The sequence below is a fragment of the Coriobacteriaceae bacterium genome, assembly GCA_025992705.1.
Lineage (GTDB): Bacteria > Actinomycetota > Coriobacteriia > Coriobacteriales > QAMH01 > QAMH01.
In genome coordinates, this window is sequence record DAJPGJ010000001.1 from 1,935,409 (window position 1) to 1,947,852 (window position 12,444).

Consider the following 12,444-nt stretch of genomic DNA (forward strand, 5'->3'; position numbering starts at 1 on the left):
GTTTGCGTAGGCGCATTGTACTCTTTTTTGGGACACCTGTGGGAGCCCAAACACCCTGTCGGCATGAAGGCATATGGTGAAAGAGCAAGCTATGGAACGAGGGATCTAGAGCTGGTTGTCCTTGAGGGCATTCATGTCAGCTTTGCTGATGTTGTAGCGCTCGAGATGGGCTTTGTACGCATCGCGCAAAGTCCAGTATTTGTTCACCTTGGGAGCAACAAAAATCATGAATATGACGAGGATGATGAGCGGCACGGTGTTGCTCACGAACGAGGGAAGCTCAACAACGCCCGTGAATGCGATGAGAAAGAGAACGGCAATGATAGCGCAAGCGAGAATAGTAACGCACACGATAAGGAGAAGGGTCTTTCTCAACTCATCGCTCATGGTAATGGCCTGGCGCACTTCTTTGCGGCGCTTCTTGCCCACATGCTCTTCGACCACGTGTCCACCTCAGCCCATACGTACCGACGCGGCAATTCTACCAGCTTATGAGGCTCTTGTAGACAATTCACAAAAGAATGACAAGAGCACGGAAGAAGGAGCGCACAAAGAGAGACGGGCGCCGGTATGCTCCGGTCGCCCGTCGTCTGTCTGCCGTGCCGCCGTTTTGGCGGAAGCCTTCAGTACCTTGCGAGAGATTTCTCGACTTCGTTCGCTTCGCTCACTTCGCTCGAAATGACAAAAGACGTCGCAAGCTACAGCCTGGAAACCCACAGACCGTGGATGTTGCAGTAATCAAATGCCTCGATGACCGCATCGTCAGGCGCAACCGTGAAAACGGCCTCGGGGGCATCGCCCGGATTAAGGTGCACGAACTGCACGCCCTTCTCGGTGTGCAGGCAAATCCACTGGATGTAGTGCTCCTCGATCATGGGATGGGGCACCTCGCCCACCTTGACCGTCACGACTTCGCCGTCGATCTCGATGACGGGAACGTGCTTCTCAGCTGCGCCGTCTGAGCTGTCGGCGATGAGCTCGGTCATCTTCTGACCACAGCAGAAGGGAATCGGACCTCCGTCGATAATCTTGGTGATGATGTTTCCGCAAATATCGCAGCGATAGAATTTGATCTCTTCCATGACTGCTCCTCTCTCTGGACAATCTGTTGAACCAGGTATGACCAGTATACACTTCACAAGAGAATAAAGGGATATCAGACGACCAGATCGATGGCTTCGATTTCTATGGTTTTCGCAAGGTCGTCGAAGCTCATCTCAATCTGCGTGCCAATACGCCCGCCCGAGAACATGATCGTATCGAAGAGAACGCAGGTCTCGTCGATGAAGGTACGGAAGAACTTCTTCATTCCCAAGGGGCTGCATCCGCCATGCACGTAACCCGTCAAGTCGAAGAGCTCGCGCGAGCGCACCATAGCCACCGACTTCTCTCCTGCGGCGCGTGCCGCCTTCTTGAGGTCGAGCTCGGCGGCAACCGGAATCATGAAGACGAGATACTCACCGCTTTTACCCTGCGTGACGAGCGTCTTGAAGACATGGTCGGGATCCTCCCCCGCGCGCAGCGCGATATCGACACCCGTATCCTCCCCCGTTGCATCGACCGTATGAACGACATGATCGACATGCGCGGCATCGAGAATGCGCATGGCGTTCGTCTTCGTCTCCTTCTTCCTAGACATCATCGTCTCCCGGAGCCTGAGAAAGGAGCAGGCTGACGATGGAATCGAAGGAATCCGGAAACTCGTCGGCGCCCTCGGAACGAAACGTGGAGCTGCGTTTTGCGATGGGCTCGTCGAAGTCGACCTCGACACGCCACTCGGTCACGACATTCACGAAGGGTCCCTGCGCGGGTTTGTACACGCGCTGCCATGTGAAAAGCCCCGCCGCATCAAGTGCCGCTATGAGAGAGCGTGCCTCGTCAGCGGCAAGATCAACCTGGGCAATCTCGGGTGCACCGCGACGGATGAGCATCTGCGCCCCATCGACTGTCTTGCGATACGCCGCCGAGCGCGGGAAGGGCAAATCAGGATCGACTTCGATGAACTCGATGCCCTGCACATGCTCGTACGTGCGCAGCTCATGCGGTACGTCGTATGACTGTGCGGCTCCGAATGGCAATCCCGGCATGATGAGGTCCTTCCCTGTCGCCGTGCAAATCCGTCCACAATACTGAACCTATCTTATCGCACCGAACATGCAGAAAATGGGCATTCTGCGGTATCGATGTCCGTTGCAAGCGGCTTGGGGTATCATGTGTCCCACTTCGCAAGCATCAAGAGTTTGGAACCTGTCATGAGAATATTCGGCCTCGGTCTTCCCGAATTGCTCATCATTTTGGCAATCGTGTGCATCCTCTTTGGTCCTGTCCTCTTCAAGAAGCTCAACAAGCAGGTAAAGGAGACGGGCAAGGCCGCCAAGAAGGGCATCGAGAATGGCGCCAAGGCAGCAGGCAGCGATGTCGACCTCGACCACATCGACAAGAATACGGTGCTCGACAAGGTCGAGAGCTTCCAGAACCGTGTCGACAAGATGTTCGAGGATGACGAAGAGGACGAGCCTGCCAAGACGGCAGACAAGACCTCCGATTCTACCCAGACAGCCGAGAAGGACGAGAAGCCCGAACCCACCAAGACCTCGAAGGACGATGCGCCAAGCGCCTAATGCGTATGCGTGTGCTCCCCATGCTCATGACCATGGGTATGACCGTGGCTATGCATCTGGGCGGCATCGGTTGTCGTCACGACGAGCTTGCCATGCAGTACGCCCTTGGTGCCGAGCAGCGCGTCGGCAATTGAGCGAATTACCTTGCTCTGTCCGCGCATGAGCACCACCTCGAGACAGTTCTCTTCATCGAGATGCACGTGGACGGTCGAGACGATCTCATCGACATGCTCGTGCTGAATGGCATCGAGCTTATCGCGCAGGTCATTGGAGTGATGGTTGAAGACCATGGTGAGCGTGCCAAAGATACTCGAATCGGGATCCTCGACTTCCTCCTCGATGAGAGCGCCGCGTACAAGATCGCGAATGGCCTCGGAACGATTCTTCGCGATACCGCGTCGTGCCGTGTACCTGTCGAGCTCATCCATCAGATCCTCGGGCATCGCCACCGAAAAGCGCACGAGTTCGCTCATGACCGCCTCTCTCCTTCCAAAAACCGTCTACTGCAGGCGATGGTACCACCAAATGTCCGCATGCGGAGCTAGATGGCGCAGGCACCCCCATTAAGAATGGAGGCATGCTTTGCGTTCACGGCCTGCGCGTCGGAGAAGACGACGAAGAAGTACGCAAGCATCTCGTCGAACGAGTCGAACATCATCGGGGCACCCAGATAACCGCCACAACCGCATTGGGGCAAGGTCCGCACCACGGCACGTGGCTGTGTCGCAGGCGCCTTTGGCAGACGATCCCAGCGACTGTACCGACGCCAGTGACCTTCAGGCTGCTTGATGACGAGTTGGCCCGTCTCGCCATCGACATCACCCACGAGCTTCACGAGCGGCTCGTCGCCCGCATCGCGCGGGTTAGGGCACGTGTCGCTTGCCATGCAGTCGCAACGATATGCCGCGCCACATGACGTGTCGATAAAGGCGACGACTTCGCGATTATCCGTCGCGTCGACTTGCGCAAGATACGCATCGCCTCGCGCGCCATCAGATGCATCTGCAGGTCGCAGAAGCGTGAAGGAGCAGCCCCCAACGGGCGGTATGCTCGCAAGCGCCGCACTCTCCACGTAGTCCTGGGGCATCTCCACGTCTTTTCCCTTCCTAGAACGTCGCCTTGTGGATGAACTCGCGCATCTTGCGTGCCGCAGCCGGATTGACCTTGGGAAGGCGATCGTCGATGAGCTTGAGCATGTTCTCCTGGTCCTTGGGCACGAGACCCTCGAAACGCACGATATCGGTGTCGTGCGAGCAGTTGACGTACGTCTTGCAGTCGAGGTTCTCGATGAAGGTGCGAATCTCCTCGATCATCTCGATTTCGTCAGGGGGTGCCCACCTGCCCGCCGCTATGTCATCGGCAAGCGGCCAGGTCGCCGTCGGCGTGATAGTCACGATGAGAATGTGACCCGGAGCCGCCTCGCTAAAGGCCTTCGCACTTGCAACGGCGTTTTCCTGCCCTTTGCCGGCACCGGCCATGCCCGTAAGGTAGAAGTACGTGCAGTCGATGCCGGCATCACGCAGCCGTTTGCCCTGCTCGGCAACATCTGCTGCCGTATGTCCCTTCTCCATGAACGCGAGTACCGGGTCATAACCGCTCTCGGCACCGATGCTCAAGTCGTCGACGCCATACGAAGCAAGCAATTTGAGATCCTCATCGCTCTTGTTCTGGATATCGGCAATGCGGCAAAAGCCGCCAAAGCTCGTGATGCTCGGAAGCTTCTCCTTGATGAGCTCGAGGATGGGCACGAGGCGCTCTGCCGAAAGCGCGTATGGATTGCCGCCCGTGAGGTTGATGCGATGCTGGTTGGGGCGTATGGTCTTTGCAAGCTCTTCGAGATCTTCGACGATCTCCTCGCGCGGAGACACGTGAAACTCGACATCGCGGAAAATATCGCAGAAATGGCATTTGTTATGCGTGCAGCCCGTGACGATTTGCAACATGGGACAGTTCATGACCGACGGCGTCTGGTGTTGCGGCTTGGTATAGCGCATGGCGGCTCCCTACACGAAGACATGGGCAATCGCATGACTTGCAGCGCCCATTATAGGCTCTCAGGCCTTGCGGCGCGCCTGCTTCCTCACCATCCTCGCGAGGCGCTTGGCCTTATCGGCAGCCCATACGTCCCAGGTCTGCACCACGGCGGTGACAACGCAGATGCCAACGGCTATGCCTCCCGCATACAGCATGGTCATGACGCCGAACTCCCCGCATGCGGATAGATTCCCACTCACCGCGTTATACATCGTGTAATACAAGGCGCGTCCGGGAATGAGCGGGATGACCGAGATGATGAAGAAACCGGTCACGGGCGTGTGGGTGATGCGCGACATCGTCTCGGCAAATACGGCCGCAAAGATGCTCGCGATCACGACGGGAATGAAGACGCCGCTGATATGCAGGGAGAGCACGTAGTAGATCGCCCACGTGAACACGCCGCCAAGAGTCGCGGGAATGATACGCCGCTTGTTCACGTTGAAGAACAGCGCGAAGCCAAGCGACGCGACGAGCGTGACGAGAAGCATTATGGGAAAGGGGTAATCCATCCGCCACTCCTATATCAACGACGCTATCCAAAGCGCGGCCATGAAGCCGAGCGCAAGGGACGTGGCCCAAAGCAGGCTCTCGATGAAACGCATGACACCGGATATGGTGTCGCCCGATAGCATGTCGCGTGTCGCGTTTGTAATGGCGACGCCGGGAATCAAGAGCATGATCACGCCGATGATCGCCATGTCGATGGACATGTGCGAGACGAACCTGGCGACAAGGCAGATGATCAGGCCGGTGACGAGCGAAGTCGCGAAATTGAAGACAATCGTATTGGGCGTGATGGGACGGAAGTATTTGAGCGCAGCGCACACGAACAACGCGATGAGGGCCGACATGATGCCATCGAGAATGGTGCCACCAAAGAAGATGGCAAACCCACCGGCCGAAAGCGCACCACCCAGATATAACGACAGCTTTGGAAAGGACTTTCCCTTGATGCGATCGAGCCTCCTGCGAAGCTCCTGGGCCGGCAAGGGCGTCTGACAGCACTCCTCGCACAACTTGCTCAGGGCCTCCAGCCGATCGAAATCGGTCGAACCCTCATTGGCGATGCGTCGGGACATCGTCTTCTCGACATCACCCGGCAACGTGATGGTCACGATGATGACGGCCGTGATGACGAGCACGTTCATCTTATAGGCGCCGTAGGCCCTTCCCATGCGCGCAAGCGTGTGCTCGACGGTGTGGACGTCGGCACCGGACGTAAGCATCGCCTCGCCGATGTCGAGCATGTACGAGAACACGTCGAAGTCGACGACGAGCGTCGCGTCACTTGCGTTTGCCTCTATCGTGACCGTCTTAGCCATCTTCCTCGCGATCGACGTACGTGTACTGCCCTATGATACGTGTTCGGGCTCGCATTCGCACTTGGTTCCGTCGCCTTCGGCTTCGCAATAAACTGCATCCTCGGGACGACCCTCGAGATACGCCTCCATCGAATAGCGGGTGATATCGCTGCGATTGATGATGCCGCAAATCTTGCCGTCCTCCATGACCGGCACCTTTTTGAGATGGTTGTCGGCCAGCACACGGCATACCTCGTCGATGCTCTCATGCACGTTGACGCTCAGGAAGTTGCGCGTGCCGATGGAGGCGACGGGTTTCTCCATAAGCTCCTCGAGCTTCTCGTCGTAACCGCGCTTGTCCTGCGCCGTCATGGCGATGAGCGCCACCGGATCCATGAAGGAACTGGAATTGCGCGCAAGGTTCTTGAGTATGTCGCCATCGGAAATGAAACCAACGGGCCTGTCGTCACGATCGACGATGGGACAGGCGCTGATTCCTTCGTTGATGAAGAGCTGCATGGCCGCCTGCACCGTATCATCGCTATGCAGCACGTACACGTCGCGCTTCATGATGCGTTCGAGCAAGGTCTTGTTCTCGCCAGCGACGCCACGCTCGTGCACGGTTTCGCCTTCGGCGCCCGTCGCCTCGATCGTGCCAGGCTTGCCCTTGACGAAGATGATGGTGAGGACTGCACCGATGAGTACGAGCGCCGTGCAAATCATGAACGCGATGTTGAACGCCGTCATGGATGCCTCGACCGGCGGATTGGGGCCACCGATCTGTATCTGGGCCACCGTGTAGATCGAGACGACGAGCGCCGTGCCAAGCGAGCCCGCAACCTGGCGCAGCGTATTGTTGATGGACGTGCCGTGATTCATGAACTTGGTGTCGAGCGCGTTCATGCCCCAGGTGGTGATGGGCATGTTCACGAGCGCCATCGAGAACATGCGCACGGCGAACAGAATCGTGATGACGGCGATTGACGTGTTCGTTCCGACAAAGACGAATCCCAGCGTGGTTGCCGCGAGCAGGAGCATGCCGATGATGCCCATGGCGCGTGCACCGTGCTTATCGAAGATGCGTCCTGCGATGGGATTCATGATGCCCATGATGATGGCGCCGGGCATGATGACAAGGCCAGACACCGTTGCGGAATAGCCCAGAAGGTCCTGCACGTAAATGGGCATGAGCACGGGCGCCACGAGCAGGGACGCCTGAACGAGCATGCCGATGATGGTCGCGATGAGGAAGTTGCGGTTGAAGAGTATGCGCACGCGCAGCATCGGTGTCTCGAGATGCATCTGCCTGAAGAAGAACCAGACGATGCACGCGCAACCAACGAGAATGGTGATACCGCTCACAAGATCGATGCCGTTGGAGCCAAAGACGCTGAATCCATAGAGCAGGCCGCCAAAGCCGAGCGTGGAGAGCACGACGGAAAGCGGATCGAGCGCCGCATCGCCTTTGGTCTTGGGGCTACGCTGCTCGATGAGAAAGGCAGCTGCCACAACGACAACGGCGACAAGTGCCGCAACGACGTAGAACATGACATGCCAATTGACCGTATCGACCATGATGCCCGAAACCGTGGGACCGATTGCCGGGGCGAAGGCGATGATGAGGCCGAAGACGCCCATGGCCGAGCCCCTGCGGTCGACGGGAAACATGACGAGCAGGACGGTCATGGACATGGGCATGAGTATGCCCGCACCTACAGCCTGAACGAGACGCCCGGCCAGGAGAACGTCGAAGGTGGGTCCCCATCCACAAAGCAAGGAGCCGACGGCAAAGACGCTCATGGAGAAGAGGAATAGACGACGCACCGAGAAGCGATCCTGAAGGTAGGCGGTAATGGGAATCATGATGGCGTTCACGAGCGTGAAACCCGTGGTAAGCCATTGGCCTGTCGCCGCATCGATGGACATCTCGGCCATGATGGCGGGAAGCGCCGGCGTGACAAGCGTCTGGTTGAGAATGGTGACGAACGTGCCGATTACGATGACGACAAGCATCATCCATTGTTTTCTGGTTAGACCCATATGAATAATCATCCCCTTTTACATGCATCCTACGATAACACTAAACGGAAGGTACATGCGAAGCCGACGGGCGATTACGAGCTTGCTTTCGCACCCGACCCGCGCTTCACGCAATGTTTAGGATGACCTGCGCTTTGATGGTGGACCGTTAGGGGTTCGAACCCTAGACCTTGGGATTAAAAGTCCCCTGCTCTACCAACTGAGCTAACGGTCCACGGCGCAGCGCATGACATTCTAGCAGATTGACAGGAGTGTGGCGTCTTCGGAAAATACGAATGACCCCACGAGGAGGAACGTCATGCGACGCAGATATTGCTTTTTCGATTACGACGGGACTCTGCGCTCGCGTTCGCTTGACGCCGTACCCGCTTCCGCACATGCCGCGCTCGACAAGCTGCGCGAAAACGGCCATTTCGTCGCGCTCGCAACAGGGCGCCTGCAATCGGATGCGCTTGAAGTGCTTGCCCCTTGCGGCATCGATACCATGGTCGCCGACGGCGGCAACTCCGTCACCATCGATGGCAAGCTCATCTCCATCGAGGGCATGCCACTCGAGCCCTCACGGGCTTTCGCCCATCGTCTCGATGATGAAGGGTGGGCCTGGGCCGTCAACTGCGAGAACGCGCGCACCTGCTTGACCCGTGACGAGCGCTACGCGAGCCTCGTCACGCATCTCTACTACACGCCCGTCGTCGATCCTGCACTCGATATCGATACGGTTGACCCCATCTACAAGATCTTCGTCCCTTGCAAGAGAGGCGAGGAGCAAGCCATCGACTTTACGGGCGTGACCTGGGCGCGCTATTCCGATGAGCTTATCTACATCGAACCAACGGACAAATCGCGCGGCATACGAAAGATGATGAAGTTGCTCGATGCACCCATCGAAGACGTCATTGTCTTTGGAGACGGTACGAACGACGTCGACATGTTTCGTCCCGAATGGACAAGCGTCGCCATGGGCAACGCCGTACCCGAGCTCAAGGAGCGTGCCGACCTCGTGACGAGCAGCGTGGACGAGAACGGCATCTGGAACGCCTGCGTGAAGCTAGGGCTCATCGAAGAATAGCCAGCACGCGCCAGTTATCGTGATTAAGCCACCGTTTCGGCCTCGGGGAGCAGACTGTCCGACGTATCGGGTAGTGCCTGCTGGCCGCGTGGGCGAATGATCGGGGCACCCTCGCCCCTGATGTAATCGCCGGTGATGACCACCGAGCCGATCGTGTCATCCTTGGGAACCTCATACATGATGTCAAGCATGAAGCGCTCGATGATGGCACGCAGGGCACGTGCACCCGTATCCTGCTCGAGAGCCAGGCGGGCAATCTCGTGCAGGGCAGATTCGTCAAACTCGAGCTCAACATCATCGAAGGCCATGAGAGCCTGATATTGCTTGATGATGGCATCATGCGGCTTGACGAGAATATCGAAGAGCATCTGCTCGTCGAGAGCCTCCATCGTGCACAGGATGGGCAGACGACCGAGGAACTCCGGAATGAGACCGTACTCCTTGAGGTCTTCGACCTTGACGCTCTTGAGAATGTCACGGTCCTCGTCGTAGTTCTCGCGCACGGCGGAGCCAAAGCCCACGCCCGCGCTCTTGTTGAGGCGCTTCTTGATGATGTCGTCCAGACCGGGGAAGGCGCCACCGCAGATGAAGAGGATATTGCTCGTGTCGATGGTGGCGTTCTGCGAGAAGGGCGTCTTCATGCCACCCGAAAGCGGCACCTCCATCGTCGTGCCCTCAAGCACCTTGAGCAGGCCCTGCTGGACGGATTCGCCGCCGATATCACGACCACCGCCCGTGCCCTCTGGACCGCCATTGCGCTTGGCGATCTTGTCGATCTCGTCAATGTAGACGATGCCATGCTCGGCACGCTCGATATCGCCCTCGGCCGCGGTGATGAGCTTGGTGATGATGCTCTCGATGTCATCGCCGACGTAACCGGCCTGGGTAAGCGTGGTCGCATCCGCGATGGCCAGCGGCACATCGAGCAGATTGGCGAGCGTCTTGATGATGTAGGTCTTGCCCGTGCCCGTGGGGCCGAGCATGAGGATGTTGCTCTTGTCGATCTGAACATCGCTCTTTTGCGTCGCGTCATAGCGCTTGTAGTGGTTGTATGTCGACACGGCCACGATCTTCTTCGCGAGCTCCTGTCCGACGACGTACTCGTCGATCTGGGCCTTGAGCTCGTGCGGCTTGGGGACGGGTGCCATGATGGGCTCGCCCTCCTTGCGCTTGGGCTGCTGCACGGGCGCGCCCATGCCAAAGGGGCTGCCGCTGCCGCTGCCCGTGAAAAAGCCAATGGGGCTCCAACCGCCAAAGGGGCCATTGTTGGCATTGTCGTTGGAGTTCTCGCCATCGACGGGCTCGCCGTCGACTTCCTCGATCTGGTTGCCCTGCTCGTCGGTAGTCGTGCGCGTGGGCTTGTTGTCATCGGTGTTCTGTCCCGGCATGGTAAACCCAAAGAGCTGCGACATCTTGTTGACCTCGCGCTCGAGGCAGGCGGGGCATACGGGCGTATTGGGAGGCAGCGTCACAAGCGCGCCGCCGGCTTCCTCTTCGGTCTTGCCGCAGAAGCTGCAGCGCCTATTCGAGTTGCCGGTCGTGGTATCGGACATGAAATGGTCCCTTCATCGTGCGGCTTGCGTGCACCCGCAATTGAAAACATGGCGACTATATTGCCCCATTTATCCTGCGACTACCAAGATGGACAATGAACCGTTACCGATGGGTTGCCCGGCGACGATTGTCTGGCTGTCCCGTTTCTCGCATGGCTAGCTATTCGACGACTTCTTGGATGACGAGCTCGAAGACGAGGACGACTTCGATCCACCGCTTGAGCTGTCCTGAAGCGTGACCTTTGCCGAAGCGGGCGGTGTGTAGCCCTCGGTATAGGGACTTCCGTGAAGCGCCGAGTACGAGGTGTACGCGTACACGGGACCATCGACGTAATTGCTGTTCACGTTATCGTCGTTGAACTCGGAATTGAAGTTGTCGAGATTCTCGAACAGGGACTTGCCCTCCTTGAAGTTCTGGTCCATCACCGCGAAGACATCCTGGTACATGACCGCCTGCCAATCGCCATTGATGGTAGAGGCGCCAATGGGCAGCTGGGCGGATTCCATTGACTCGACATCCATGCCCTTCATGTTCATGGCAAGCGAGATGATCCTGTCGACGCTCATGTTCGTCTCGACGCATTTGGAGAGGCTCTCGATGAGGGCGGGCATCCTGGTGATGTCCTGGGCGAGTACCTCCTTGGCAATGGCCTTGATGAGATTGCGCTGGTTGAGCGTGCGCTGATAATCGCCCATCGCGTAGGCACCTTGGTCGATGGGCCATCCGTGACGGCAGCGTGCGAGCACGAGCGCCTGCTCGCCGTTGAGACGAACCGCATCGCCCGCGGGAAGGATGATGTCCGGTTCGCTCTCGTCCATGTTGTAGTCAGCCGTTCCCTCGGGAACTTCGACGGTGACGCCCCCGAGCGTATCAACCAAGTCGAGGAAGCCCTGGAAATAGACGATCGCGTAATAGTTGATTTTGATGTCGAGCATCTTGTTGAGCGTACTCACGAGCAGGTTATAGCCACCGTACTCGATGACGGAGTTGATTTTGCCGTAGCCATGGCCGTCGATCTTGACGCGCAGGTCTCGGGGTATGGAGAGGATGCTGACCTTCTGCGCCTTCTCGTCGACACGAGCAACCATGATCGAATCCGAACGCTCGCCATCGTTGTACTCATCTACAGGCTCCCACCCCTCGCGGGCGTCGCTGCCCATGAGGAGGACGTAGTATGGCTCGTCCGCCGCGGGAGCGGCGAGGTTGGTGATGTCCTGGTTGCCCTTGATGTTGTTGGCGATGTTGTTGTACCACAGCCCGACGGCAATGCCTCCACACGCGAGGATGACGGCGAGCGCGATGACAATGCCGAGGGCGATCTTCTTGCCCCGCGACATGCCGCGCTTGCGTCCCACGTACTTGGTGGGAGCATAATCCGCCGTGGCACCTACCGCCTGCGTGCGACCACGTCGCCTCGCATCAGCATGACCTTGCACGCGCGCCTGATCCGCTTGGCTCTGCGCGCTCACGTGCCGATGCGCGTTTGAGTACGCAGATGCGGAGGCATGCCGTGAACGGCGGACGCCTGCCTGCGAACCCTGGCGACTGCTGGAACGTGTGCTGGAGTGCTGCGCCCTCGAGCGAGACCCCTCGCGGGGGTCACCGTGAACGGGCTCTTGCGATGCATGACGAGAACTGCCCGGCTGGGCGCTGTATCGAGCGCTTCGCTGAGCGCCAGGTTGAGGTCTTCTGCCTGTCCCGGGGCGACGACTGTCACGTGCGCCATACCTGTTTCTATTGCCGTTGGCGCGGTTCCGGTTGGATCGGCGGTCCTCTCCCATAAACCCCTCGTTTGATCGGGAACACGTTCGAGCCCGCATGC

At 58.3% G+C, this 12,444-nt stretch carries 14 protein-coding genes and 1 tRNA gene; 2 read left to right on the forward strand and 13 right to left on the reverse strand.

Translation table 11 applies throughout. From position 1 onward, the window contains the following. Positions 1-105 precede the first annotated feature (105 nt). The 4 genes from OIM11_08355 to OIM11_08370 form a co-directional block, all read right to left on the reverse strand. On the reverse strand, positions 106-444 hold the full coding sequence (locus tag OIM11_08355; protein ID HJJ01134.1) for a hypothetical protein: 339 nt from the start codon (positions 442-444) through the stop codon (positions 106-108). 254 nt (positions 445-698) lie between these two features. Beyond that, positions 699-1,082, reverse strand: coding sequence for a desulfoferrodoxin family protein (locus OIM11_08360; protein HJJ01135.1), 384 nt, complete (start codon positions 1,080-1,082; stop codon positions 699-701). Between the two features lie 74 nt (positions 1,083-1,156). After that, positions 1,157-1,642 carry a Cys-tRNA(Pro) deacylase gene (gene ybaK / locus OIM11_08365; GenBank protein HJJ01136.1) on the reverse strand — a complete coding sequence of 162 codons (486 nt, stop codon included), beginning with the start codon at positions 1,640-1,642 and terminating at the stop codon, positions 1,157-1,159. Beyond that, entirely contained in the window at positions 1,632-2,087 is a 456-nt protein-coding gene (locus OIM11_08370) for a hypothetical protein (GenBank protein HJJ01137.1), read from the reverse strand. The genes ybaK and OIM11_08370 overlap by 11 nt, the downstream gene beginning before the upstream one ends. 165 nt (positions 2,088-2,252) lie before the next feature. Here OIM11_08370 and OIM11_08375 point away from each other — a divergent pair, with 165 nt between their 5' ends. Further along, a complete protein-coding gene (locus OIM11_08375) occupies positions 2,253-2,621 on the forward strand; it encodes a hypothetical protein (GenBank protein ID HJJ01138.1) in 369 nt (122 codons plus the stop codon). Here OIM11_08375 and nikR read toward each other — a convergent pair. The 7 genes from nikR to OIM11_08410 form a co-directional block, all read right to left on the reverse strand. Then, complete coding sequence (nikR, locus tag OIM11_08380; GenBank protein ID HJJ01139.1) at positions 2,618-3,094, reverse strand: nickel-responsive transcriptional regulator NikR; 477 nt, start codon at positions 3,092-3,094, stop codon at positions 2,618-2,620. The two genes, OIM11_08375 and nikR, sit on opposite strands and share 4 nt — an antisense overlap. Before the next feature lie 68 nt (positions 3,095-3,162). Next, positions 3,163-3,714, reverse strand: a complete 552-nt coding sequence (locus OIM11_08385; GenBank protein HJJ01140.1) for a hypothetical protein — start codon at positions 3,712-3,714, stop codon at positions 3,163-3,165. 13 nt (positions 3,715-3,727) lie between these two features. Further along, complete coding sequence (locus tag OIM11_08390) at positions 3,728-4,615, reverse strand: radical SAM protein (protein ID HJJ01141.1); 888 nt, start codon at positions 4,613-4,615, stop codon at positions 3,728-3,730. A gap of 60 nt (positions 4,616-4,675) precedes the next feature. Next, positions 4,676-5,167, reverse strand: a complete 492-nt coding sequence (locus OIM11_08395; GenBank protein HJJ01142.1) for a threonine/serine exporter family protein — start codon at positions 5,165-5,167, stop codon at positions 4,676-4,678. Between the two features lie 9 nt (positions 5,168-5,176). Beyond that, entirely contained in the window at positions 5,177-5,980 is an 804-nt protein-coding gene (locus tag OIM11_08400; protein ID HJJ01143.1) for a threonine/serine exporter family protein, read from the reverse strand. A gap of 30 nt (positions 5,981-6,010) precedes the next feature. Then, the gene (locus OIM11_08405; GenBank protein HJJ01144.1) at positions 6,011-7,999 is read right to left on the reverse strand and encodes an MDR family MFS transporter; all 1,989 of its coding nucleotides are present in this window, start codon (positions 7,997-7,999) and stop codon (positions 6,011-6,013) included. Between the two features lie 138 nt (positions 8,000-8,137). Beyond that, a tRNA-Lys gene (locus OIM11_08410) sits at positions 8,138-8,213 on the reverse strand. Between the two features lie 84 nt (positions 8,214-8,297). Here OIM11_08410 and OIM11_08415 point away from each other — a divergent pair. After that, a complete protein-coding gene (locus OIM11_08415) occupies positions 8,298-9,068 on the forward strand; it encodes an HAD-IIB family hydrolase (protein ID HJJ01145.1) in 771 nt (256 codons plus the stop codon). Positions 9,069-9,091: 23 nt separating this feature from the next. Here OIM11_08415 and clpX read toward each other — a convergent pair whose 3' ends face one another. After that, positions 9,092-10,621, reverse strand: coding sequence for an ATP-dependent Clp protease ATP-binding subunit ClpX (clpX, locus tag OIM11_08420; protein ID HJJ01146.1), 1,530 nt, complete (start codon positions 10,619-10,621; stop codon positions 9,092-9,094). Between the two features lie 156 nt (positions 10,622-10,777). Next, positions 10,778-12,091, reverse strand: coding sequence for an LCP family protein (locus OIM11_08425; protein HJJ01147.1), 1,314 nt, complete (start codon positions 12,089-12,091; stop codon positions 10,778-10,780). Positions 12,092-12,444 lie beyond the last annotated feature (353 nt).